Genomic DNA, 25,744 nt, shown 5'->3' with positions numbered 1-25,744 from the left:
TCCCTACGTAACCAATGCATCTAATTTTTATTATATGAAATAGAAAATAGATGGTTCTTTTCGAACAACTATTCCGACATTTTTAACCATTCATCCCATTCTTCTTTTGTATCACCAATTAAGGTTGTTTCAATGTCCAACTGGTTTAGAACGCCTAGCTTTCCGATAAAGCCAACAGAAAGAGATTCCCTTTTTTCTTGTAATAAATTTATAAAGTTCATCGTCTTTTTCATTTCTTGTTCGTCAGCACAAGATACAAATACATATTTCGGCTGTATTTCTTCTACCGCTGACAACATACCATCTTCAGCTAAGCTTGTCCTAATATATATCGCCTCATATCCTTTTAAGCGTAAATACGTTGAAAAAATAAATCCTTGCAATGCATTCTTTTCTAACACAATAACTTTGTGTAAAGAGGAAAACATTGAGGCATTGTGATACACCATTCCTAGACGCGTTTGTAAAAATGATAGTGCATATTGGAATTGCGCCATTGAAATCTCATTATTATTTTTTGACATTAATAAATTGTCTGTCACTCGAAGAACGATACTGGCAACAACCTTCTCTGTTGAATATATACTAAAAGCTTCGTTTAATAATGCAGTAATTGTAATTTCATCAAATTTTAACAAAGCTTGTAGCAAATCGTCCACTAAAACAACTTCTTTATCGAAAGGTATCTCTTTTTGAACTGTACTCTGCAAACGATTCTCTTCTAATAACTGAACTGCTTGTCCAATCATCATACCGGAAGAAACTTTTTCCATTAACCATTTTAAAATTTGAATATGTTCTTCTGTATATAAACGATGCCCAGCTTGATTCCGCTTTGGGGCAATAATTTGATATCGTCTTTCCCATGCACGAAGCGTACTCGGCTGAACTCCAATTATATTCGAAACAGCTTTTATATTATATTTTCCACTAAGAGTTGGCATCATTTCCCTCCGCACAATGTAATGATATGTGTTTGAGCAGGTGCTCGGAAACGAAGTGGTATCAATGTTGTTCCGTACCCATTACTAACAAAGAGAATCGTATTCAAATGGTTATATACGCCACCTTTTAAATATTTTTTAGATGGGAATAATCGGATTTGTCCCCCATGCGTATGTCCACTTAATACAAGTGAAATCTGCTCATTTCCAGACATCTTTTTTATTATATCAGGGTTGTGACTAACTAAGATACGAAAACCTTCTTCTTTACAATCCGCCAATGCCAAATCTAGACGATCACGGTGCAATCCAACATCATCTATACCGAGCAAACAAATTCTCTCTCCTAATTCAGACTCAAATACCACTCTTGTATTATCTAAAACTTTTACGTTATTTTCTAATAATAACGCATCTAATTCATGATATTCTATCTCATAATCATTGTTTCCCCACACAAAATATACAGGAGCTATCTCTCTTAACTTTTGGATATTCGCAGAGATTTTTGATAAAGAGACACCTTTCTCTGCTAAATCTCCTCCGATAATTACTAGATCTACTTTTCCTTTTACTTGTTCAATTAACAAATTCGAAATAACTCTTCTATGAATATCAGAAATAAAAAACACATTTACTTTTTGAAAACTTTTCGGAAATTCTTTAAATACTAAAGTATGTTCCAACACCGTATTACGCGTCGCTTCTTTATACATCACAAGAAGTAATAAAATCCCCATGCCTATGAGAGTACTGAATAATATAATCCATATCATATTTTTTACTCCCCTCCTCATAAAGATAATCCTAGGCTTTTATAACAAATTGTGATCGCCTAATTCACTAGCTCTCTTGCTTTGTGGATTTATCTTTTATCGGAATTTTTAATTCTTGCCCTGCACTCACTTCATCTTCTTGCAAGTTATTATACTTTTTAATGACTTCAATCCCATTTTCATCCGAAAAATATTGCTTCGCTATACTTTCTAAAGTTTCTCCCTCTTTCACAGTATGCGTTATCGCTTTTTCAGACTGTTTCTGTGAATCAGATTTAGCTGAATCAAAGAAGATTACTTCAAACGCACTTTTCCCGGCATTATTACTATCGCCCTTCACCTGAATATATTTATCCGTATACCACAAAATACTAATTGGCAGCAGAATGAATAGAAATGTTAAAACCCGGACGAAAATGTGATTTATTTTAAACTTTTGTTTTTTCTCTTTATTTCTATGAATTTCACTACGCGGCGGTAAACTTTCTTTTTCTTCCACTCGCTCAACTTCTAATTCCTCTTCAAAATCAGGAATTCGTTTCCTCATGTTGTTCACCACCACCTTCCATTTATTTTCTTAATTGGAGTCCCATTATAAAATCAACAAGAAAGTGTGCAAAGATTGTTATAAACAAATTCCCTGTCCATTCAAATACATAACCAAAGACAAAACTAATGAAACAGACGAAACAAAACAAAAATGGCTTTGTTATATAACGAATATGTAACACTGCAAATACTAAACTCGCAATTACAATTCCAAAATGAGTCTGCACTACACCTCTAAATAAAAATTCTTCTGCAAAACCGATTACGAACGTAATAACGAGTAAATGTAGAACCGACATTCCTCGAAACATCTTATCGTTAATACCACCATCATCAAACCAAGACTCTGGAAACACTCGCATTGCAACATAATCTAATAACACAATACCAATCGCTAACAAACCACCTATAATAAGTATAGATACTGGTTCCCATTTCCATAAATTAAACACTTCTTTTACATCTTGAAATAATATATATGCTAGTAAACAGCCAATACCGATAATAATTAACTGTGTTATATATAGATTCAGCCTTATTTCCTGCGGACTCATATCTTCAACATTATGCCTTTGAATGTTCATCATTCCTCCATCTTTTCTAGGCCGAAAAGCTTTTGTAACTCTGTTTCCCAATTATAGTCGAAATCCGATTGTTGCGCTCGTCTTTTTTTATAATCTTCTTTTGTAATACCGCAATAATCGCAGCAATTATTTAACTCTTTCTCTTTCCTATAACCGAACTGTTGCAGCACATATTCACGTCTACATCCTTTAACTCGTATCCATGACTTCATATTTTCTAATTCACTATATTTATTACGCAACCTTATTTCTACTTCAGCTATTAATCGGTTCATAATTTCATCTGACAAACCCTCTAATAATAATCTTCGTTGTTGTATAATTCCAACCTGTTCGAGATGATAACGAACGAAACGCCAATATTGCTCATTAAATCTTGCTGCATTATAACAAATTTCTTCTACATCTTCTATTGGTAATTCTTTCGTTTGAAACATTCTTTCTTGTAGTAAAGAAAATAAAAATTGTATTTGCGACTTACTTGGCAATTCATCCTCAATGATTGAAAGTGGTAAATCATGGTCCAACGGACTACACAATAAAATAGCTATACTCGGTTTGCCATCTCTTCCAGCTCTTCCGATTTCTTGTAAGTAAGAAGCTATATTAGTTGGATAATGAAAATGAATAATATATTGCGTATTCGCCTTATTTACCCCCATACCAAATGCACTTGTACATATTACAAGCTGCAATTGATCGTTCATAAACTGCTGTTGAATTAACATACGCTCTTCATGTTCCATACCACCATGATAAAAAGCTACACCAGTAACACCTTTCCCTCTCAAGTATTCCGTTAACCTTTCTGTCCACGCTCTACTTGAACAATATACAATCCCCGGCCCTTGTAAATACATCACCTGCTCCAAAAGCGCCTCTTTCTTTTCTTCTATCGTCTCTACAAATTGCACCTCCATTGCAATATTAGGACGGTCAATAGAGTATACATGTTCCGCGGCACCCTTTAAATTTAAACTGTCTGCGATATCTTGCAGTACCCCTTTTGTCGCTGTGGCTGTCAATGCTAACACTGTAGGAGAACCAATATTTTCAATAACTACATTTAGTTTCTTATAGTCCGGTCTAAAATCATAACCCCATTGAGAAATACAATGAGCCTCATCAACAACAAATAATGAAATATGAATTTTCTTCAATTCCCTAATTAATAACTCCGACTGTAACATCTCTGGTGAAACAAAAATAAATTTATATGAAGATAATTTTTTCATCGCTTCTCTTTTTTCATTTAATGTCCGAAAACTATTAAATGCTATCACTCGGTTTTTCACAACATACTTTAATTGTGTCACTTGATCTTCCATTAAAGATAATAACGGCGATACAACAAGCACTGTTCCTTCTCGCATAAGCCCCGGAAACTGATAGCACATAGACTTTCCTCTTCCAGTCGGAAGCATTGCTATCACATCTTTTCCTTCTAATAAATCTGTAATAACTCCTTTTTGACCTGGACGAAATTCAGAATATCCAAACCACTTATATAAATATTCTTCAAGTTTCATTTACACCCTCCATCCGCGCTAATACAAGACGAACTTCAAAATAAGAGATATCTTCTCCAATCGCTTGTTTCAAAACACGTAACTTCCGCGTTTGCAATGCTTCAATTACTTTTATTACTTTGTCTATCTTTTCTTTTTCCATAAACATTTCAATAGAAAAATCTTTTTCTCGCAAAGCAATTTCAACAAAATGATCTTCTATCGTTGCAACCTTCAAATTCCGAATCGTTGCTATTTCTTCTAAAGAACGCCCTTGTCTCCAAAAATTATATGTTTTTTTCGTGGATAAACTAAATAGTTCAGCTCTCTCATTTGGATAAGATATAATTTCAGCTAATAGCGGAAATTCATTTTCTTTATCACGAACTTCTTGTATAAAGAAATGCATTGTACCCCAAAATAAAAAATACACCCTGAACATATCTTGTTTCGTAATTTCTGCTAATTGTTGCAATGTACAACCAATCCGTTCATAACCCGTTAGTCGATATGTTACAATCGTCGCTTCTATCGCATTACTTTTTTCTAAAAGATTATGTACTTCCGTCCACAGTTTTCTCGCCAATTCACTTCTCTTATATGGCCTTCCTGTTAGAAAACGTTTCACCCACATCATTATTTCTGTATCTTGTTGAATCGGGATAAACTTAGTATTATTCTGTTGTAAATTTGATATAGTTTGAATAATCAATGATAATCTTTTCCAAAATGTTTCACCTAATTCTCCATAATGTAAACCATGCAAATGCGCTGGAAAAGCATAAACTTCCTCCCATTTATGTAACTGCGTTTTACCCTTAGGTGTTAACACATATGTATTTTCATGTATTTCTTGAATAAAATCTGCTTGCAACAACTTTACAACTTCACCATCATAGTCATTTCTATTTAATGATTTATATATTCCGAACAAAAAAGAAATTCTAAACATATTTCCATCTTGTAAAGTTTGCGAAGAACGTTTGCCCTTTAGTAAATAATAAATAGATGAAACGGTTCTTTCACCATTCAATTGTTTTAAACAATGCAACAAAGTATATTGTATTTGCATGACCGCTTCCACCTTCCAATCTTAACTTCATTCTTTTCAGTACAATTACACTATCTACTGTCGCTCATTAAACTTATCATAATAAGAACTATATACTTGTATATATTCTATTGTATCAAACGAAATCATATTTACGTATTTTGAAAATCTTATGACATAATTCAAAAATAAGTTGACACTCTAATTGATAAGCATTATCATTATAATTTTATGTTGAAAAGTTTTACAAACCGTTTTACAATAAGGTTATAATTTTTATGGCAAGCTTTTCACATACATATTATCAGGAGGGAAAAAAGATGGCAAAATATACAATCGTTGATAAAGATACTTGTATTGCATGTGGTGCTTGTGGCGCTGCTGCACCAGACATTTATGACTATGATGATGAAGGTATTGCATTTGTAACATTAGACGATAACCAAGGTATCGTTGAAATTCCAGATGTACTAATTGAAGATATGATGGATGCATTCGAAGGCTGTCCAACTGACTCAATTAAAGTTGCTGACGAATCATTCGACGGAGACGCTTTAAAATTTGAATAGTGTTTTATTAACTTCAAAAAATGCCCCTCATATTGATGAGGGGCATTTTTTGTATCTAAATTTTATTTTCCTTAATAAAAAACCATTAGTAGTTCCACACTACTAATGGTTTATATATATTATGCATTTTTCATTTTTGTAAACACCCATACTTTCAGGCGTGAGAATAATGCCACAAATACAATTGTTACAACAATTCCTTTAATTAAATTAAATGGTAAGATTGCCGTTACAACCGTTGTTCTTATAGCTTCGCTAGACATAGCTGGTGAATTTAAAAACCAAGTGTACGCCGGGAATATGATGATGTAGTTTAATACACTCATAATAAGTGCCATTGTAATTGTCCCTAGCATTAACCCTGTCGTTAAACTCTTCACAGTACGATACTTTCTAAATAAGAAAGCTGCTGGTCCAATAAATAAACATCCTGCAATAAAGTTTGCAATTTCTCCAACTGGTACTCCCGTTAAACTTCCTTGAATCCCGTAATGTAAAATGTTCTTTATTGCCTCTACAATCACTCCAGCTACTGGTCCAAAGATAATTGCTGCAATTAGAGCTGGTACATCACTAAAATCAATTTTCAAAAATGGCGGAAGCCCTGGGAACGGGAAATCTAACATCATTAGTAAATATGCAATACTACTTAGCATCGCTACACTCACCATCTGCACCACACTGTTTTTTTGTTTCATCTTTCTCTCTCCTTTTCCATCGATCTTCTCATGGAAAGTGGAAAGGTTCTGCTATGCCTATTTTTTCATAGAACGAAAAAACCCTTTGTGTTTTACACAAAGGGAGAATTTAAGGCACATCAAACAGACGTTCAAATCCATATCTTTTTTGAACGCTTGAACCTCCATCTTCTCCCATCCAGACTGTACTGTCGGCTTTGGAATCACACCAAATCCTGCCTTAACGGCTCGCGGGCTTAGAACAAAATCATAAATAGTTCATCACCGCCGGTCGGGATTTTCACCCTGCCCCGAAGATAGACCGATATTCTATTTTCCCCTTCATTATACAACAACCTCATAACATTGTGAACAAAAAAATTGTAACTTATTTAAAATTAGTTATTTATTTTTCGTAACAATAAATAAATTGCGAGATATTTTACAATACAATCCATATTTTTTATTATTCGGCATTTCTCTTTTGAATTACCTAGTCATATATAATTAAAAGTGATAAGATATTGAATTGTTAAGATAAGAACATTTTCTGAGTTATGGAGGAAATGTCATGAAAAAAGAAAAGAGACATTCTATTCGAGAAGCAATGAAAAAAAACTTAAGAAAAGAATACTTTTACTTAAAAAAAGAATTACTTTTCTACTGCCCAATTGATTTAGGCACATTCTCAAACGAGACATACTATGCTACTTTCGATGAAGATGGCATCAGTATTTATCAGTATGATAAAAAAACAGAAAGTAAATTAAAATTGTGTGAGCGTCATCCGTGGAAAAGTTGGAGTAAAGTGAAGATTGATCACTATTTGACAACTTCTCAATTTATTTTTCAGGGTGAGCGAAATTGGATCTTATCCCTTTTTCAAAAAGGAAAAGAAGCTCAAAGAATTATTGAAGAGCATACATCTTTACAAACAGAAGTTGTTTCCCGCTCTTTCTTAAAAAAACTTCCTGGTTTTCGTTCTAATACACCACTGAATAAATACATCGGTAGCATTTGTTACACTGCACTTATTGCATTTTTATTAAAATGGATGATTCCATTTCAAGCACCACAAATCGCCCTGTATTCTATTTCGATTGGTTGTATGCTTCTTGGCCTACTTTGTTTGACAATCGGTTTAATTGAACCGACTATCGTACTGTTTCGAACAAAAGAGAAAACAAGAACAAAAGTTTTTTACTTATATAGCTATTTAGCTATTTCTGGATTTATATGTGTCTTTATTTTTTGGTAAAAGAAGCCGTCCCAAAATAAATTTTGGGACGGTTTTCTTTTAGATATAAATACTCTAATTCACTCAATACTTCTAGCAGAAGCGCCCATATAATTTCATTTACATTGAACCTTATTTAAGAATATTCAAAGTTTAATTTTTGAGACGTTACCTTTACTTAACATATAATTGTTGATTAGGATAAATTAGCTCTTGCTGCAATCCATTTTTTTCTTTAATTTCCTTAAGTGTCATACTAAATTTCCGTGCAATACTAACTAAAGTATCCCCTTTTTGTACGACATATAATGATGAAGAAACAACTTCATTTCTTTGTTCACTTAAAACAAGCAATGGGTTCATCGCATTCTTTTTCGCCATCGTCCATCTTCCTTGATGAAGTTCTAGATGTAAGTGTGCACCTCGCGATTCTCCCGTGTTCCCTACTTCTCCAATTTTTTCACCTTTTGAAATATAATCTCCTTGACCCACATATCTCTTATTTAAATGTGCATATACAGCCTCATATTCTCCGTGTTTAATAAATACAACATTTCCATAACTACTTGAATAATAAGACTTCGTTACCTTACCATCTTGGATAGCTGCCACAGGCGTTCCAATCGGTGCAGCTACATCAATACCATAGTGTTTTCCATGCCTTGTCCCAAAATAATCACTTATCTGACCTTCAACAGGCCATGTCCATCGATTTTCTTCTGCATAAACATGTAATTGAGATACAAACAGTATACTCAATAACATGACTCCGCATTTTAAAACTTTCATATACATCCTCCGTTTTCTAATTACCACCATACCTTCTCTATTTTGGTATATTACAGAAAAAAGTATACAAAAAAAGAAAGTGAATTACTCCACTTCCTTCTCTTTCTTATCACGAAAAACTAATGCACTAAGGTTATACTCCACATCTTTCACTTGTAATCGGGCATTTATTACTCTAGCTACTGCAAATAAATAGTCAGATAATCTATTTACATACTTTAGAACAACTTCATTTATTTCTCCTTCTTTTTGTAAGGACACGATACATCGTTCTGCTCGCCTTACAACTGTACGTGCAATATGAATAGCAGCTGCCGACTCGCTTCCACCTGGTAAAATAAAGCGCTCTAGCGGCGGTGCTTCTTCTATATACAAATCAATCTTTCTTTCTAAGCTTTCAACCATCTCAATTGTCACCTTATAAGGAATTTTTTGTTCCACTATTGCCAAGTCTCCTCCGCAATCAAATAGCTCATGTTGAATATTTTCGAGCTCATTGTAAATATCTCTATAAGTCCCGCCTTGAAGCTTAGTCATTGCATATCCGATATGAGAATTCGCCTCGTCTATTGTTCCATACGCTTCCACACGGATATCATCTTTATCAACCCTACCGCCTATTACACTTGTCGTTCCTTTATCTCCTGTTTTTGTATATAATTTCATTTCTTCACAGCACCTCTCTTGTTATTCTTTATTCGAGCAACATAGAAAAAAGTTCTACCATTCTTTATTTAATTGAGTTTACAAAAAAATAAAAAACAGCAGAACTTTATTCATTATCAACTTTAAAAACACATATCTAAATTATACGATTCGGTAAATATACAGAGAATGTAGTTCCTTCTCCAACAACACTTGAAACAGAAATTTTACCATCATGACCTTGAACAATATTTTTCGCAATCGCAAGCCCGAGTCCTGTTCCACCCTTTTTCCCACGTGTTCTTGCTTTATCAGCTTTATAGAAACGATCAAATAAAAATGGAATATCCTCTTCTGGAATGCCTGCACCCGAATCTTGTACTTCAAAAATGAGGCCATTATTTTTCGTATCAATTACAAGTGTTACATGTCCGCCTGCATTCGTATGACGAATTGCGTTATCAATTAAATTCGTCAATACTTGTTCCATACGATCTGCATCAAATGGGTATTGCTCAATTGGATTTTGGAAATCAACCGTTAATGCGACTTCTTTATCCTTTGCAATCCCTTGGAATTTACGACCTATTTTTTCAACGAAAGGATGAATATCAACTTCACCTATATGTAACTCTACATTACCACTTTCCATGCGTGCTAAATCTAATAATTCATTTACAAGTTTACCTAAACGAACGGATTCATCATAAATGATTTGAACAAAATCATCAATTTCTTCTTTCGTTTGCACAATATCATCTAAAATCGCTTCACTATACCCTTGCAGCATTACCATTGGTGTACGAAGTTCATGCGATACATTCGCAATAAAGTCTTGACGCATCTTTTCAAGACGGCGTTCTTCCGTCATATCTCGCAGTACCGCTACAGCTCCACGAATTTTCGTTTGATTGTAAAGCGGCGTCATAAGAACTACATAGTTCCCTTTTTGTAAATTAATTTCAACAACTTGTTGTTGTTCACTTTCTACAACAAGATGGAATAGTTCCACAAGTTCAGAAGGTAGTTTTTTACTTAGCTCTATCTCTTTTTCTTCTTGCCAAACTTGTAAGAAATGTTCGGCCGGCGGATTAATTACAACGACTTCACCTTCTTGATTTAACGTAATAACCCCATCTGCCATACTACTTAAAATACTAGCTAACTGTTCTTTTTCTTGCTGCAGTGCATTCATATTAAACTTCAACTGTTTCCCCATTTGATTTAAGGCCGTTGCAAGCTCACCAATCTCGTCCTGAGACACCATAGGAGCTTTCGCATCAAACTTCCCACGCGCCACCTCAAAAGCAACTTCACGCATTTTACGGAGTGGTGCTGTAATTCGAGTAGACAAGAAGAATGCAAAGAACGTTGTTAATATAATCGCAATCCCTGCTGATAAGAATATAAAATCAGTCGTTCTCTCCATGCCTTGTATCGGTACTTGTAAAGATTCGTATACGAACACTGCACTTTGATTTTTTGACTGCACTGGTTTTCCGACAATCATAATATCATTTTCAGTGTTTTTATTCTTTCTACTATTAGAGGCTTTTCTAATGTTATTCTTAATTTCTTTTTTGTCTGTGAAAACAGCCGCTAATTCTTTATCTTCTTTCAAATCATCCATTGTAAGAGTGACTAACCCTTCTTGTTTCGGCGAAGATGATATTTCTTTACCATCTTCTACAATAATGATCCTTGAAAGTGAATCAGAGAATTTGTACGCGATATTCTCAATCGTTTTTACATCGGCGCCTTCTTCAATTAACTCTGAAACACTTGTTGCAACTTTTTGAAGCCTATCTTCACTCATATCAACATAATATGTTCTAAAAAACTGTGAAAGTAAAATCGCAACAAATCCAAGCACAAACGAAACGAGAAGTAATATAGTCATCCATAACTTCCCTACTACACTTCTCCAAAGCATCAGTCGTTCACAACCTCAAATTTATAACCTACGCCCCAAACGGTAACAATCATCTTCGCAGCATCTGGTGATTTTTTACTTAACTTCTCACGTAAACGCTTTACATGCGTATCAACTGTACGTAAATCTCCGAAGAATTCATATTGCCATACTTCTTTTAACAATTGCTCACGATCGAATACTTTATCAGGAGCTTTCGCTAAAAATAATAGTAACTCATATTCTTTCGGCGTTAAGTTTACTTCATTACCATCTGCAGTAACACGGTGTGCATCGTTATCAATTGTTAAGTGCGGGAATACAGTAACATCTTTTGTCGTTGTATCTTGTGTAAAGAATGTTGTTGGTACAGCACGACGTAATACCGCTTTCACACGTAGCACGACCTCACGTGGACTAAATGGCTTTACAATATAATCATCTGTTCCAACTTCAAATCCTTGTACTCTATTTACTTCTTCACCTTTTGCTGTCAGCATAATAATTGGTGTCGCTTTCTTCTCACGAACCCCTTTACATACTTCAATGCCATCTTTACCAGGCATCATAAGATCTAATAAGATTAAATCGTAATCATTTTGCAACGCCATTTCTAAAGCTGTATCACCATTATCTGCTTCTTCAATTGTGTATTGTTCTCTTTCTAAGTACATTTTCAATAAACGACGAATACGATCCTCATCATCTACAATTAAAATTCTTGATTCATTTTCCATCTCTACCCGCTGCGTACTCTCACCTCAGCGGTTCACACCTACCCTTCTTTACTATTATGTTGCGCTATTCTCGTTTATTTAAGCAATCTTCTAAATGTTTCACTTCCCATATTATGCTTCACAAGAATAATAAATTTTGTTCAATTTTTTTCCAAAACTATGTATTTTTTTTGAACAGTATATAATGTCCTCGACATCATTTTACAAAATCAACCGCTACTTTGTCATGTTTTTCTCAAAAAAGAAGAAAAGTTGACAAAAATAAAATAGGAAAGTGACATGCACTCTCCTATTTTATTTCTCTATGCATATGAATGTAAACCGGCAATAATTAAGTTTACTACAATAAAGTTAAACATAATAATTGCAAAACCAATTACTGCAAGCCAAGCTGATTTCTCTCCATGCCACCCTTTAGATAATCGTAAATGTAGTACTGCAGCATAAAAGAGCCACGTTATAAGTGCCCAAACCTCTTTCGGATCCCAGCCCCAAAAACGCGTCCACGCTATTTGAGCCCAAATCATTGCAAAAATTAACGCTCCTAATGTGAAAACTGGGAATCCAATTGCAATAGATCGATATCCGATTTCATCTAGTAAATCACTATTCGTATTCTTTACTAACGGCTGAAGTGCCGCCGATACTCGCTTCCGTAAAACAAGCCTTAATACAATATAAAGTAATGTTCCAACTAACACTGACCAAATAACAGTATTTAATTTTTTCGCATTTACAATCGCTGGAACTTCAACTACCGGTTCTAATTTATTTTCTGTCTGTAACTTCCCTTCATGCGGTCCTACTAAAGCTGGAAGATTGTACTTCATTTCCAGTTGTTGTTCATTTTTATCAACCCATTGAAACTTCGCTTCATATTTCATACTAGAAAATACCGTTGTTACTCCAATAAATCCAACTGTACAAACAAGCGTAAACACTACCGTCTCTAGCCAAAATGTCCGTTTACTTCTCGTTGATTGATCTACATTTTTTAATAAATACATGACGCCCGTAATAAAACTAATCGCTAAAATTGCTTGTCCTGCTGCTGCAGTCGTCACGTGAATATGTAACCAATTACTTTTTAAAGATGGAATAAGCGGAGATATTTCCCTCGGAAACATACTTGCATAGGCAATTAATAAAAGCGCAACTGGTAATGCAAATAGTCCAATTATACTTACGCGGTACATAAAATACATTACAATAAATGCTCCTACAAGCATCATGCCGAAAAATGTACCGAATTCAAAAAAGTTACTAACTGGCGCATGCCCTGATGCAATCCACCTTGTAACAAAATATACTGTTTGTGCTATAAACCCTAAAATTGTAATTGTTATTCCTACATTTGCCCATTTATGACCCTTTTCTTTAATGGCTCCACCAAAAAATAGAGTCGCAATTAAATATAAAATAAATGCGGTAAAGAGAAAGTTACTACTTATTTGCACCATATCGTTTCCCCACCTTAACTAATTTTTTTATCGATTACTTTATCATTTGGCTGTGGAATTGCTGTACCTTCTATTACTCTTTCAATATCTTTCTTTAAACCGAACCAATTTTTATTCGTATGCCCTGCAATCCACCATTCATCATTAACACGTTGTATCCAAATACGGCGATGATTCCAATACATACCTTGAATGACACCAACCATAAATATAAATCCTCCAATACCGAGAATCCAAAGCGTTAAATCTTTTCTTACAGTAAGTGCTGTTGCATTTTGCATTTCAACACCCGCAAACGACATTTTATATTTGTTGTTTCCATCAGGTTCTATATTTTGCTGAATACCAACAAAACTCACTTCACCATCTGATGTTTCAGGTGTAAACATTTTAAATACAAATGCAGGATTGTTCGGTAATTTCGTTTTTGTATTCGGTTTTCCATTCTCATCAAAATAAAAATCAGGAAAATAGCTTAATAGTTCTAGAGAATAACCATTTCCTAAATCATATTTTTCCTTAGGATTCGTTAAATCTACTTTAATCGGTCCCCATTTTTGATTATTTTCTTTATTTTGCAAGTTGAAGGACATACTTTTAAATTCACTTTCTTTATAATCCACTTGATACACTGCAAATTGATCAAATTTCAGTGGTTCATTTACTCGAATTTCCGCTTCTTTTACTTTTTCCAACTTTGGTTTTTGCCCTGCTATATTTTCGCCCACAGCTTTATATAATACAGCATTCGTTTGGAAGTTTTTCGCAATCATTTTATCGCCTACACGATCAATCGCTTCCTCAAAAACTTCCTTGTCCTTACTTTTATCATAAACTTCTTTTATAAATTTCTCGTTTTTTAAGTAGTATTGTCCATCCGTCCCTGGTATTTCTTTCGTTTCACCATCACGTAACCAAAGTGCTTCGTCTACGTACATACTCGGTAAAAAACGAAGCATCGCACCGAATAAAAAGATAATAAGACCGATATGATTTACATATGGACCCCAACGCGAGAAGCGTCCCTTTTCTGCTAAAACGTTTCCGTCTTCCACTTTCACGTTATAGTTTCTTTTCTTTAAATTCTTTTGCACTCTTTCCAGGTCACCATCTTGCGGTGTACCAGTCCCATATAATCTCTGTCTCTTTAAAAAACTAGGATGTCTTTTTACGCCTTGCTTTTTTAAAGCTTTATAAAGTGGAATAACGCGGTCTAAACTACATATCACAAGTGAAATACCGATAGAAGCAATCAAAATCATATACCACCATGAACCGTATAAATTATTAAATCCTAATTGATAGTATAATTGCCCTAAAAATCCGTATTCTTGCTTATAATATTCAGCTGGTGCAATCCCTGGAGTTATGTACATTTCTTGCGGAAAAATAGTTCCTATCGCTGATGCAGCTAAAGTTATTACGATTAGCCATACACCGACTTTTACAGAAGAGAAAAAGCTCCAAATTTTATTGACTATCGTTTTTGTTTGCGTGAGAGATCTCCGTGCACTCCCCTCATAGCGCATATCCAATAGTTTTGCATTTTCATTGCTTTCAAATGGTTTCCCGCAAGCTTCACAAAAAACGGTTCCTATCGGATTAACATGTCCACATTCACATTTAATTTCTTTCAACACTCTCACCGCCCCTGTATCTATATGTACTATTGTATATTCTAACCTCGAGTTACCGCAATACTCAGAATTTTTAAATCAGAGGCACTATAGACACGCACCTCTTATGTAAAGGCTTTCTTTATTACGGAGTAATTTTCTTTAAATACTCTTCTAACTGTTCTTTCGTTTGTTCACCTATAATTTGCTCCACTACTTTTCCATCTTTATCAATCAAAAAGCTTGTCGGTAATGGACCTACTCCATATGTTCCTATAATCTTTTGTCCTTTATCAATAGCAACTGGGAATTTCAAACCATATTGGTTCACAAAGTTCTTTACTGCAATATCCGTTTCATCTGCATCTAACGCTATGATTTCAACGCCTTTTTCTTTATACTTTGGATATAATTCATTCATATAAGGCATTTCTTTTTCACAAGGTTTACACCACGTACCCCAAAAGTTTAAAAATACACCTTTTCCCTTTAAATCTTTTAGTTCAATTTTCTTCCCTTCTAAATCTGTCACAACAAAGTTAGGTGCTTCTTTTCCGATTTGCATTTTCTCTTTATTAGCAAAGAATCCTTGATAAAGGGTAAATCCTACAGCACCACATAAAATGAGTAGAATAATAACGCGAAATAATAAGCGATTTTTCTTCATATTACCTCTCCTCTCCTCGGTAAATGTTATGTATTATCTTCTGTAAATGTTGTATTGAATAAATCACCAGCAGAGCACTCCACTGGTGAATTTTTAACTCTATAGCTTATCTTGGCTTTGTAGAAGCAAGCGCGCGTAATTGTTTCACCTCATGTGGTGTCAATTCTCTCGCATCACCAGGTCGCAGGCTTCCTACTTCTAAGAAAGCATAACGTTCACGTTTTAATTTCACTACTTTACAGTCTAACGCTTCAAACATACGACGTACTTGACGATTACGTCCTTCATGAATTGTTAATTGTACAATAGCCATCTCTTTACGCTTGTCCCAAGAAATAATTTTCACATGTGCTGGTGCTGTTTTACCATCTTCTAATGCAACACCGCGTTCTAACATGCGAATTTTCTCACCTGTTAATGGGCCTTTTATTTTTGCAACATACGTTTTTTCAACTTTATATTTAGGATGCATTAATATATTTGCGAAGTCCCCGTCGTTTGTCATTAATAATACTCCTGACGTATCATAATCTAGACGTCCGATTGGGAATAAACGTTGTGTAATTTCAGGGAAAAAGTCTGTTACAACACTTCTACCTTTATCATCTGATACACTTGAAATTACACCAGTTGGTTTATATAGTAAAAAATAAACAGGTTCTTCTTTTTCAAGAGGGATGTTATTTACTTCTACTTTATCTTGAGGAGTTACTTTTGTTCCTAACTCTTTCACTATTTTTCCGTTAACTTTCACTTTTCCTTGCTGAATTAATTCCTCAGCCTTTCTTCTCGATGCAATACCTGCTTGCGCAATCACTTTTTGTAATCGTTCCATTTCTTTTTTTCACCTCGAATTTATCTTACCTTACATTAGAAAGACTTGGCAACCGCATACGCTTTACGGTTATTCGCTCCATCTCCCTTAAACAACATAGCGATGATATTAAACATATAAAGGTCAAATCATGTTTTTATCCTTTATTATTGTCCATATTTTTCATATTTCTCACAATAAAAGTTCATCATTTTGTCAAAAATACTGCATAAAAAAACCACTATTAAGCTACACCTTAATAGTGGTCGTATACGTATTATACGCGAAATAGCATAAAAAATGAATAGCTTTACTGAAACAATAGGGAAACAAAGACAATCGAGCAAATAATTCCGATTAAATCTGCAAAAAGACCTACTTTTAATGCATCTCCCATTTTTCTAATACCAACAGCTCCGAAGTATACTGTTAAAATATAAAAAGTCGTATCTGTACTCCCTTGCATCGTAGAAGCTAATCTCCCAATGAATGAGTCTGGCCCATATGTAGCAATTAAATCAGTCGTAATACTTAGACCAGCAGAACCTGAAATAGGACGTATTAGTGCTAATGGAACGATTTCTGCTGGAACGTGAATTAAATCTAGCATTGGCTTCATTACTGATATCATTGCATCTAGCGCACCTGACGATCGGAATATAGAAATAGACACAAGCATTCCAACCATAAACGGTAAAATGGAAATTGCAATTTGAATCCCTTCTTTTCCTCCCTCAACGAACGATTCATACGTCGGCACTTTCTTTATCGTGCCATATAAAAGGATAAAACCAATTACACAAGGGATTACCCATAAGGAAATTGTATTTACAATACTCATTTTTTCCGCCCCTTTCTACTCCTTCTTCGGTAAAAATAGCGGTCAATCCAAATTGCTCCAATCATAGAAAGTACTTGTGCAATAAATGTTACCCCAACAATTTCAGTAGGATTGGCTGATTCATATGTCATTCGAATTGAAATGACTGTCGTAGGAATTAATGTAATAGCTGATGTATTTAATGCTAGAAACGTCACCATAGAACGGCTCGCCGAATCCTTTCCTCCATTTAACTCTTTTAGTTGTTCCATCGCTTTAATACCAAGAGGGGTTGCTGCATTACCTAGACCAAAAAAGTTTGCCATCATATTTGATAGAATAAATCCCATGGACGGATGATCCTTTGGTATTTCTGGAAACAACCTTTTTACTATCGGCATAAAAAGTGAAACTAATTTTTTTAACAATCCGGCTTCCTCTGCAATTTTCATTAAACCAAGCCAAAATACTAAAACACTAATAAGTCCTATACAAATCGTTACTGCATCTTTTGCTCCGTCAAATACAGCCTTATTCACTTCTTCCATCGTTCCATTTATCATGGCGTATACAATCCCAATGACAGCCATCGCTACCCATACGAGATTAACCATTGTTCCCAACACCTATCATGTAAGAAAAAATTTCTTTCACATTATTCCAGTAAAGTCCCGTTGTAGCTACTAACTTCCGTTTACTATAAAATAAATTCCGTTCTCCAACTTTCTCATTGCCAACATAAACATCTGTCTTTCCAACCTTTACTCCATCCTCAAGCGTTATACTTTTATCCAGTTCAACTTTTAATAATACGTTCTTTCTTTCCTCTTCAGTTAACGGCACGGAAAAACTATTTTTCGTATAAACATGGTTGGCATACTTCTTTTCATTTATTTCAGCAATTGCTCCTTGTCCTAAAACTTTCGTTTGCTTGAAACGTTCAAATCCTTTATCAAATAGATTCATATGATCATCCCAATCACTAGAAGCACTCAAAGTTACGACAATTAAATCTAGTCCATCTTTTGATGCCGTTGTAACAAGCGTTCTTCCTGCTTTCTTCGTAAAGCCTGTTTTTCCTCCTGTTGCAAATTCATAATAAGACGTTACCAACTTATGTTTATTTTTCCACGGGTAATCCCAAGAATCGGATTTATACGTTTTTGTTCCAAAGATTTTTTTAAATGACTCGTTTCCCATTGCATACTTCGTTAATAACGCCATATCGTAAGCCGACGAATAATGTGATCCATCTCCATCTAAACCATGAGGGTTTGAGAAGTGAGTATCTTTCATTCCAATTTCTTTCGCCTTTTCATTCATTAAATATACGAATCCATCTATACTCCCACCCACACTTTCAGCAATTACTTGCGCTGCGTCATTACCAGATCTAAGCATGAGTCCGTATACTAAATCTTCTAACTTCACTTTTTGTCCAGGCTTTAAATAGATTGCTGATCCTTCCACCCTCACCGCTTCATTGCTAACTGACACCATTTCTTTCATCTTCCCTGATTCAGCAGCTAACAAGGCAGTCATAATTTTTGTTATACTAGCAATTTTTTGAGGTTCATGTTCTGCTTTTCCGTATAATACACGACCAGACTGTTGCTCCATTAATACAGCATTTCGAGCACTGACATTGCTGTTCATCTTTGCATATGTAGGAATCGGCATAACGCTTGCGTACATAATAAGAAGCGTAATGATTACACAAATTCGTCTCATATTTCCCCCCACGTCCTTTTGGCACTTTTTGTACAAGTGTATGCTTGGCCTTTTAAAATATGAACGAAATCTTCCTTCTGCTTCCATTAAAAAAGACGCAGAGAATTTGCGTCTAATATGGTGTCCATTCAATTTGTTTCGCAGTTTCAAACCTTTTTTCTACATCAGGCCAATTTACAACATTCCACCAGTTTTTAATATATTCATCTTTTCGATTTTGGTATTGTAAATAATACGCATGTTCCCAGACATCTAGTACAAGGAGTGGTATCGTATCCCATTGTGTAAATAATTGATGAAGTGTACTTTGCAAAATTTCTAACCTTCCAGACCGGGGCACCCAAACGAGAATTGCCCAGCCTGAACCTTCTACTTTAGAGGCCGCTTCTGTAAAATGTTTTTGGAAACGTAAAAAGCTCCCAAAATCTTGTTCGATTTGTTGTGAAAAAGCACCTCTTGGACTCCCACCACCGTCTTTTTTCATGTTATTCCAAAATATCGTGTGTAAGTAATGACCTGACCCATGAAAAGCCGCTTCTCTTTCCCAATGCTTAATTAAATCAAATTGATTTGTTTTTCTCGCTTCTTCCATCATCTTCTCAGCTTTATTTAACCCTTCCACGTAACTCCGATGATGTTTATCATGGTGTAACATCATAATTTCTTTAGAAATATAAGGTTCTAACGCATTATACGGATAAGGTAATGGCGGGAGTGTATGTCCTCCAATTGGAACAGCTCGTTCGCTATCCCCTCTTTCATATAATTCATATTCCTCTTCTTCTTGCATAAATACTTCCTGCAAGTGATGCTGAATATGTTCTACATCATCACTTATTTCATACATAAACTCTGCATCTGTTTCATACTCATGCTCTTTCATACGCTCTAACAACGCCTGAATTTTATAAGCAAGCATATGGACATCATACACTTCCATTGCGCGGCTATCTAATACGTGAAGAACACTTTCACACCAATTTTCTACTTCATGAAAGTAATCTGTAAATACACCTTGCTGATTCATGTTGCACCTCCCTAATGCTATCCACTTAACTATATTCAATAAAAATCCCTTATATAACTGTACAAAAGGAAAAGAAGCTAAGTCACCTTAGCTTCTTTTCCGCAATCAATATTTGTGTAACATCTTTGTCTGATAATCCGTCTCATAATATTCTAGTTCTTCACGCATCAATTGAAATTTACCTTCTAAACTCTTCATCACTTGCCCCAAAGATGCAGGTGGTGTTTGTTGAAAAACGATAGAATTTTTTCCTGTATATGCAGACCGACTATTTTCATACCAATAATCACTCTTTGGTGAAAAAAACTCTGCAATTACTTGATGGTAAATCTTATATAAAATTTTTTCAGCTGCTGTTTTTCGAAATGGCTGACTATTCAACAAAACAAAACATGCATCATGTCCTTCTTCGCAAAAAACGAGAAGTCGTCTCATTGATGCTAATAACCCTTTATAATATTGCTCATTCCCTGCTGGTGTTTCCTCTAATAAAGAAGGCAACGTATGATAATTTACATAATTGGTTATCAAATTAATAGCATCTTCTAAAAATATAGAAACTTGTTCTGTTTGATTTTCAACCATCAAATTAGACATTTTTTCTCTCTCCTTTGCCATTTCACGCTATTTCTACTCTTTTATTTTTATGTAATTCAGCCAATATTTCTTGTACTTTCGACACCGTTCCCTCATCAAAATATTGTTGAAATTCTTCCAGGTTATTTAAATACAAACGTTTTTGCGCACGAAGTTCCCTATCCTTCACTAAACAACATATCGCTACAATATCGCGCAAATATATGTTTTGTTCTTCTACTTTATACACTGGATTTCCTTCAAAAGGAGTAATTTCTTGTAAAACTTCTTCAAAATATCGAACGTATAAAACCGAAAAAGTTTTCTCTTTATCATTTAATATATATGTCACTTCAGATCTGTTAAAAAAATCTTCTGATGTATTAGGTTTCGCCTTTTCTAACTCATATCCTACATAACCTTTTATAATCATATACTCCCCTCCACCTTCTTTCATCTTATTCTAACTTAATTTTCTGATAAACAAAATATTCTTTTAAATATACCTATATAAAAAATAGCTCCCCTATACAGGAATTTACCTTTTTATTTTTCTTGAAGTTTGTCATAATAATATTATTGTCTCAGTTTTCTTATACAAGGAGAGTTGTATTTATGTCGTTTTCATGGAAACGTTTCTTACTAATCGGGAAAATTATCTTCCCATTTGTTGTATTAACAATTGTATTCTTTCAAGCAAAAAAAGAATTAGCGGGCATTTCTTTTTTAGAAGCGATTGATACAATTAAAAACATTCCAACTGGAGGAGTCTTTTTAGCAATTACACTTGGTGCATTCGCTGTATCAACAATGTTCTTTTATGACTATGTTATGCTTCGTTACTTAAAAGCTGATATCCCTGTCCAAAAGATTTTCCGTATCTCGTGGATTGCTAATACTTTAAATGGATTTATCGGGTTTGGTGGTCTAGTTGGAGCTGGCGTACGCACAATGCTTTATCGTCCATACATAAAAGAAAATGGAAAACTTATTAAAAGTATCGCTTGGATGACAACTGCCTTTATTAATGGATTAGCCATTCTTTCATTTCTTGGTCTTATCGGAATATTAGACACGAGATTTATTTTGCATGAAAAACCATGGCTATGGCCTGTTCTTATCTTCTTTGCTCTTTTCGTCCCTATATATATCGGATTTTCTAAATTAAAAAATAGAAAAGCGATGCAAACAGAGGGACAAGAAGAAGAGGAGAAAAATCCAACTGTTTTATACTCATTAGTTTCATTAGTCGAATGGGTATCTGCTGGTATTGTTATGTACGTCATATTACTATTATTTGGCATTGAAATCGAATTCCAAAAGTTTTTAGGCGTATATGTCATTGCTGCTTTAGCTGGTGTCGTTAGTCTTGTTCCTGGTGGTCTTGGATCATTTGATCTTGTCTTCTTAACTGGGCTTGGGCAATACGGCATCGATACAGGTGTTTTGCTTCCTGCTATGTTATTATATCGTCTCGTCTATTACATCTTACCATTCTGCCTTGGTCTCATTTTTGCAGCTTTTGAAATGACAGGAGTAGCCATTAAAAAGTTTGAAGATAAACCCTTTATTGCGCCTGCATTAGAGACAACTGGTGTTATATGGACTTTGCAGCGTGACTTTCTAGGAAAGTTAGGTTCTTGGGCATCTGCTGCTTTAACAGTATTTGCTGGCTTAATGGTTATTTTATCAACTATTCTACCGACAAGTATAAATCGGGCACACGCCTTACATATTCTAGCTCCAAAACATCTTATTCAATTTTCTTTTAGCTTATCGCTAACATTCGGTATTCTCCTCCTCATTCTTTCACGAGGGATATATTACGGAACAAAACGTTCTTATTATATGACGATTGTTTCTTTAATTGGAGCGGCTATTTTTAATACACTAAAAGGAATTGATGTTGAAGAAACTTTTATTTTATTAATCGTACTCGCTGTATTGTATATGCTTCGTAAAAGGTTTGTACGTGAGAAAATGGAAGTCTCACTTTCCGATATCGTAAAAGTTTTTATATTCCTACTTGTAACGTTATATTTATATAAAAACTTAGGTATTTTATTTGCAAGTGCAAAAGAAGCTTTCCAACCTGATTTTGTCGTTCGTAATATTACACAAGTGAAACGAAGTGCATTAGCAGCTGCCTTTTTTGTTCCTACTTTTTTACTAATTGGTTCACTCATTGCAAATCGTTATCGAAATGAATTTCCCGGGCAACCAGCTAATGATAAAAGATTACAAAACTTCTTAGATGAACATGGTGGAAATGTACTTAGTCATTTAGGTTTTTTAGGAGATAAACAGTTCTTTTTCAGTAGTGATGGAAAAGCACTCATTCTCTTCTCAATAACTGGAAAACGACTTATTGTACTAGGTGATCCAATCGGGGACCCTTCCTCCTATCGTACTGTATTGCAAGAGTTTTTAGCTGAGGCTGATCGATTTGGATACATTTGTGTATTCTACCAAATTGAAAGTAAATGGATGAGTTTATATCACGATTTTGGTTATAACTTCTTTAAGCTCGGTGAAGAAGCTGTTGTTGATTTAAATACATTTACAATAACAGGAAAGAAACGCGCTGGCATGCGAGCTACTTTCAACCGTTTTGAAAGAGAAGGCTATACATTCTCTATTCATGAGCCACCTTTCTCAGACGAATTATATGAAGAGTTAAGAAAAGTTTCAGATGCATGGCTTGGTGGAAAAAAAGAGAAAGGTTTTTCACTCGGATACTTCGATCGTGAATATATTAGTCGCGCTCCCATTGCAACATTATCTGATGCGGATGGAAAAATTATTGCATTCACAACATTCATGCCCGTATATCAAAACGGATCATTATCTGTCGATTTAATGCGATATTATCCAGATGCGCCTAGCGGCATTATGGACGCAATTTTCATCCACTTATTCCAATGGGCAAAAGAAAATGAATACCACTCCTTTAATATTGGTATGGCACCACTTTCAAATGTTGGTTTATCCACACAGTCTTTCTGGTCTGAACGAGTGGCTGCTGCAATCTTTAATAACGTTCGTTATACGTATAGTTTCAGCGGATTACGACATTTTAAAGAAAAATATAAACCAGCATGGAGCGGTAAATATTTAGCATTTAGGAAGAATCATTCTTTACCAATTACAATGCTCTCTGTAACAAAATTAATAGGAAAAAGAAAAAACAGCTAAATTCTTAGCTGTTTTTTCTTTTTTGAACTTGTACAATAAATTCTTTTTCATATTTCTTACCATTTATATAGAAATTCCCCCACATTTTATACGTACCCTCGGCAGGAAATGTAATACGGTATTGTAATTGTTCATCCGTATCCACAGGCATAGCGTATAAAAAGTTCTCCTTCGTTTCATCCACGATATAGAGTGACTCTACTTCTCCTCTCTCTGAATGTAATTTCAATTTTTCACCCTTTTTCGCTTGAAACTGAAATGTTAACGTAACTGGTTCATTCGGATGTAATGCGCCAAATAAAAGAGAAACTTCATACTCCCCTATTTTTTTTGTAAGTACACTGTCGATTGGAAATTTCACTTTTTTCTTATTGTTCTCCTCTTTCGTTCTACCAAAATCTTTCCTAGCGAATGACTCTACGGACTTATTTTTATCTTCGTATAAAAATATCGTATATTCTTCATCTTTCGCTATTTTGGAAGATAACTTATATGACCCGTTCCCTGCAAATGTAGGTTTAATTTGTTGTATGTGTTTTAACTGTCCATCTACAATCACTGCCCGTATTTGATCATTTACACCACGAATTTCATTATTCTTTTTGTTTAACAACTGAAATACAATATCTACTTTCTCATTTCCCTTTCCATTTGACATATCCCACTTTACTTCCTGAACATCTCCTACAGTCTCTTCGTTTTCTTGATATTTTTTTATGTAAAATCCTCCTGCCACAATAAGTACTAACGCAATAAGCCCAATGACAAGATTTTTCAAAACATCACCTACCATTTTTATTGTCTCTGTTCACATAAAACTTCTTAAGCTATATATTCTAGATTATGATTTATGAAATCCTCCTATTTTGCACATATTACAAATAATAAAAAGATTTTAATTGAAAGGATTCGTAGTGTATAATGCAAATGATATTGATTTCTATCAATACATTATAAGGAGGACTTTTCATGAGTGTACATATCGAAGCAAAACAAGGCGAAATCGCTGAATCTATTCTATTACCAGGTGATCCATTACGTGCAAAATATATCGCTGAAACATTTCTAGAGGATGTTACTTGCTATAATAACGTACGTGGTATGTTAGGTTTTACTGGAACTTATAAAGGAAAACGTGTATCTGTTCAAGGTACAGGTATGGGTGTTCCTTCTATTTCTATTTATGTAAACGAATTAATCCAAAGCTACGGAGTTAAAAATTTAATTCGCGTTGGCACTTGCGGTGCAATTCAAAAAGATGTAAAAGTTCGTGATGTTATTATCGCAATGACGGCTTGTACTGATTCTAATATGAACCGTTTAACATTCCCAGGATTTGATTTCGCACCAGCTGCAAACTTTGATCTTTTAAAGAAAGCTTACGATGCTGGAACTGAAAAAGGATTACACGTTCGTGTCGGTAACGTCTTAACAGCAGATGTGTTTTATCGCGAAAGCATGGACATGGTTAAAAAACTTGGAGATTACGGTGTATTAGCAGTAGAAATGGAAACAACTGCTCTTTATACATTAGCAGCGAAATACGGCGTAAATGCATTATCTGTATTAACAGTTAGCGATCACATCTTCACTGGCGAAGAAACAACATCTGAAGAGCGTCAAACTACATTTAACGAAATGATTGAAATCGCTTTAGATGCAGCAATTCAACAATAATACACTAAAGAACTTGTCATACGTCTGGCGAGTTCTTTTTATGTGACTTTTTATAAATAACTATTTTATAAAGAGACAGATTTCTCCCCTCTACTTTATTGTAACGTTTGTTATAATAAAGTGAAACTTTAATCAGTGGTTTTTTTCCATCCCCCACTGATTATTAGTTGAACCAATCAGGCT

Annotated in this window: 26 protein-coding genes and 1 riboswitch; of the genes, 4 read left to right on the top strand and 22 right to left on the bottom strand. The window is 34.6% G+C overall.

What is annotated here, in order from left to right:
* Window positions 1–68: 68 nt before the first annotated feature.
* From NZ044_RS07690 to NZ044_RS07665, 6 genes are all read right to left on the bottom strand, one after another.
* Complete coding sequence (locus NZ044_RS07690) at window positions 69–944, bottom strand: MerR family transcriptional regulator (protein WP_001142721.1); 876 nt, start codon at window positions 942–944, stop codon at window positions 69–71.
* Window positions 944–1,720: a metallophosphoesterase gene (locus tag NZ044_RS07685; RefSeq protein WP_000637802.1), complete on the bottom strand. Its 777-nt coding sequence runs from the start codon at window positions 1,718–1,720 to the stop codon at window positions 944–946. Before NZ044_RS07685 ends, NZ044_RS07690 begins: the two co-directional genes overlap by 1 nt.
* A 67-nt stretch (window positions 1,721–1,787) precedes the next feature.
* On the bottom strand, window positions 1,788–2,267 hold the full coding sequence (locus NZ044_RS07680; protein ID WP_001231548.1) for a LysM peptidoglycan-binding domain-containing protein: 480 nt from the start codon (window positions 2,265–2,267) through the stop codon (window positions 1,788–1,790).
* A 22-nt stretch (window positions 2,268–2,289) separates the two neighbouring features.
* A complete protein-coding gene (locus tag NZ044_RS07675; RefSeq protein WP_001025781.1) occupies window positions 2,290–2,853 on the bottom strand; it encodes a CPBP family intramembrane glutamic endopeptidase in 564 nt (187 codons plus the stop codon).
* Window positions 2,853–4,382, bottom strand: a complete 1,530-nt coding sequence (gene recQ / locus NZ044_RS07670) for an ATP-dependent DNA helicase RecQ (RefSeq protein WP_000762978.1) — start codon at window positions 4,380–4,382, stop codon at window positions 2,853–2,855. The genes NZ044_RS07675 and recQ overlap by 1 nt, the downstream gene beginning before the upstream one ends.
* Window positions 4,372–5,433, bottom strand: coding sequence for a helix-turn-helix domain-containing protein (locus tag NZ044_RS07665; RefSeq protein WP_001167015.1), 1,062 nt, complete (start codon window positions 5,431–5,433; stop codon window positions 4,372–4,374). Before NZ044_RS07665 ends, recQ begins: the two co-directional genes overlap by 11 nt.
* Window positions 5,434–5,732: 299 nt before the next feature.
* On the opposite strand from NZ044_RS07665, the gene NZ044_RS07660 reads away from it, so the two are divergent.
* Window positions 5,733–5,981 carry a ferredoxin gene (locus NZ044_RS07660; RefSeq protein WP_001151993.1) on the top strand — a complete coding sequence of 83 codons (249 nt, stop codon included), beginning with the start codon at window positions 5,733–5,735 and terminating at the stop codon, window positions 5,979–5,981.
* Between the two features lie 119 nt (window positions 5,982–6,100).
* Here NZ044_RS07660 and NZ044_RS07655 read toward each other — a convergent pair whose 3' ends face one another.
* Window positions 6,101–6,679, bottom strand: coding sequence for an ECF transporter S component (locus NZ044_RS07655; protein WP_098390660.1), 579 nt, complete (start codon window positions 6,677–6,679; stop codon window positions 6,101–6,103).
* Between the two features lie 162 nt (window positions 6,680–6,841).
* A riboswitch (FMN riboswitch) is annotated at window positions 6,842–6,981 on the bottom strand.
* A 248-nt stretch (window positions 6,982–7,229) separates the two neighbouring features.
* On the opposite strand from NZ044_RS07655, the gene NZ044_RS07650 reads away from it, so the two are divergent.
* Complete coding sequence (locus NZ044_RS07650) at window positions 7,230–7,916, top strand: hypothetical protein (RefSeq protein ID WP_000711799.1); 687 nt, start codon at window positions 7,230–7,232, stop codon at window positions 7,914–7,916.
* Between the two features lie 153 nt (window positions 7,917–8,069).
* On the opposite strand, the gene NZ044_RS07645 is transcribed toward NZ044_RS07650, so the two are convergent.
* From NZ044_RS07645 to NZ044_RS07580, 14 genes are all read right to left on the bottom strand, one after another.
* The gene (locus NZ044_RS07645; protein WP_000866113.1) at window positions 8,070–8,684 is read right to left on the bottom strand and encodes a peptidoglycan DD-metalloendopeptidase family protein; all 615 of its coding nucleotides are present in this window, start codon (window positions 8,682–8,684) and stop codon (window positions 8,070–8,072) included.
* Between the two features lie 84 nt (window positions 8,685–8,768).
* Complete coding sequence (locus NZ044_RS07640; RefSeq protein WP_098506668.1) at window positions 8,769–9,350, bottom strand: cob(I)yrinic acid a,c-diamide adenosyltransferase; 582 nt, start codon at window positions 9,348–9,350, stop codon at window positions 8,769–8,771.
* Between the two features lie 136 nt (window positions 9,351–9,486).
* On the bottom strand, window positions 9,487–11,262 hold the full coding sequence (gene resE, locus NZ044_RS07635; protein ID WP_098506669.1) for a sensor histidine kinase ResE: 1,776 nt from the start codon (window positions 11,260–11,262) through the stop codon (window positions 9,487–9,489).
* Complete coding sequence (resD, locus tag NZ044_RS07630) at window positions 11,262–11,978, bottom strand: DNA-binding response regulator ResD (RefSeq protein ID WP_000426861.1); 717 nt, start codon at window positions 11,976–11,978, stop codon at window positions 11,262–11,264. Before resD ends, resE begins: the two co-directional genes overlap by 1 nt.
* A gap of 302 nt (window positions 11,979–12,280) precedes the next feature.
* Window positions 12,281–13,438, bottom strand: a complete 1,158-nt coding sequence (resC, locus tag NZ044_RS07625; protein ID WP_000250089.1) for a cytochrome c biogenesis protein ResC — start codon at window positions 13,436–13,438, stop codon at window positions 12,281–12,283.
* A 14-nt stretch (window positions 13,439–13,452) separates the two neighbouring features.
* Window positions 13,453–15,078: a cytochrome c biogenesis protein ResB gene (gene resB, locus NZ044_RS07620; RefSeq protein WP_118961695.1), complete on the bottom strand. Its 1,626-nt coding sequence runs from the start codon at window positions 15,076–15,078 to the stop codon at window positions 13,453–13,455.
* 121 nt (window positions 15,079–15,199) lie between these two features.
* On the bottom strand, window positions 15,200–15,721 hold the full coding sequence (gene resA / locus NZ044_RS07615; protein WP_000742193.1) for a thiol-disulfide oxidoreductase ResA: 522 nt from the start codon (window positions 15,719–15,721) through the stop codon (window positions 15,200–15,202).
* Between the two features lie 106 nt (window positions 15,722–15,827).
* Window positions 15,828–16,556 (bottom strand): 23S rRNA pseudouridine(2605) synthase RluB, encoded by a 729-nt coding sequence (gene rluB / locus NZ044_RS07610; protein ID WP_000440553.1) that lies wholly within the window; start codon window positions 16,554–16,556, stop codon window positions 15,828–15,830.
* A gap of 289 nt (window positions 16,557–16,845) precedes the next feature.
* A complete protein-coding gene (gene spmB / locus NZ044_RS07605) occupies window positions 16,846–17,376 on the bottom strand; it encodes a spore maturation protein SpmB (RefSeq protein WP_000029514.1) in 531 nt (176 codons plus the stop codon).
* The gene (spmA, locus tag NZ044_RS07600) at window positions 17,373–17,969 is read right to left on the bottom strand and encodes a spore maturation protein SpmA (protein ID WP_000247810.1); all 597 of its coding nucleotides are present in this window, start codon (window positions 17,967–17,969) and stop codon (window positions 17,373–17,375) included. Before spmA ends, spmB begins: the two co-directional genes overlap by 4 nt.
* Entirely contained in the window at window positions 17,962–19,086 is a 1,125-nt protein-coding gene (locus tag NZ044_RS07595; protein ID WP_001252627.1) for a D-alanyl-D-alanine carboxypeptidase family protein, read from the bottom strand. The genes spmA and NZ044_RS07595 overlap by 8 nt, the downstream gene beginning before the upstream one ends.
* A 112-nt stretch (window positions 19,087–19,198) precedes the next feature.
* Window positions 19,199–20,113: a superoxide dismutase gene (locus NZ044_RS07590; RefSeq protein WP_001075736.1), complete on the bottom strand. Its 915-nt coding sequence runs from the start codon at window positions 20,111–20,113 to the stop codon at window positions 19,199–19,201.
* A gap of 105 nt (window positions 20,114–20,218) precedes the next feature.
* Complete coding sequence (locus NZ044_RS07585) at window positions 20,219–20,710, bottom strand: YpuI family protein (protein ID WP_000067555.1); 492 nt, start codon at window positions 20,708–20,710, stop codon at window positions 20,219–20,221.
* A 22-nt stretch (window positions 20,711–20,732) separates the two neighbouring features.
* Window positions 20,733–21,122, bottom strand: coding sequence for a hypothetical protein (locus NZ044_RS07580; RefSeq protein ID WP_000584359.1), 390 nt, complete (start codon window positions 21,120–21,122; stop codon window positions 20,733–20,735).
* 182 nt (window positions 21,123–21,304) lie between these two features.
* On the opposite strand from NZ044_RS07580, the gene mprF reads away from it, so the two are divergent.
* A complete protein-coding gene (gene mprF, locus NZ044_RS07575; RefSeq protein ID WP_340949641.1) occupies window positions 21,305–23,884 on the top strand; it encodes a bifunctional lysylphosphatidylglycerol flippase/synthetase MprF in 2,580 nt (859 codons plus the stop codon).
* Window positions 23,885–23,888: 4 nt separating this feature from the next.
* Here mprF and NZ044_RS07570 read toward each other — a convergent pair whose 3' ends face one another.
* Window positions 23,889–24,677, bottom strand: a complete 789-nt coding sequence (locus NZ044_RS07570; RefSeq protein WP_118961694.1) for a hypothetical protein — start codon at window positions 24,675–24,677, stop codon at window positions 23,889–23,891.
* Between the two features lie 176 nt (window positions 24,678–24,853).
* On the opposite strand from NZ044_RS07570, the gene deoD reads away from it, so the two are divergent.
* Window positions 24,854–25,561, top strand: a complete 708-nt coding sequence (gene deoD, locus NZ044_RS07565) for a purine-nucleoside phosphorylase (RefSeq protein ID WP_000110707.1) — start codon at window positions 24,854–24,856, stop codon at window positions 25,559–25,561.
* Window positions 25,562–25,744: the final 183 nt, after the last annotated feature.

Source organism: Bacillus sp. FSL K6-1338 (assembly GCF_038006965.1).
Taxonomy (GTDB): Bacteria; Bacillota; Bacilli; order Bacillales; family Bacillaceae_G; genus Bacillus_A; species Bacillus_A thuringiensis_S.
The sequence above is the reverse complement of the archived record's forward strand: the minus strand, read 5'-3'. Positions and strand labels throughout refer to the sequence as shown.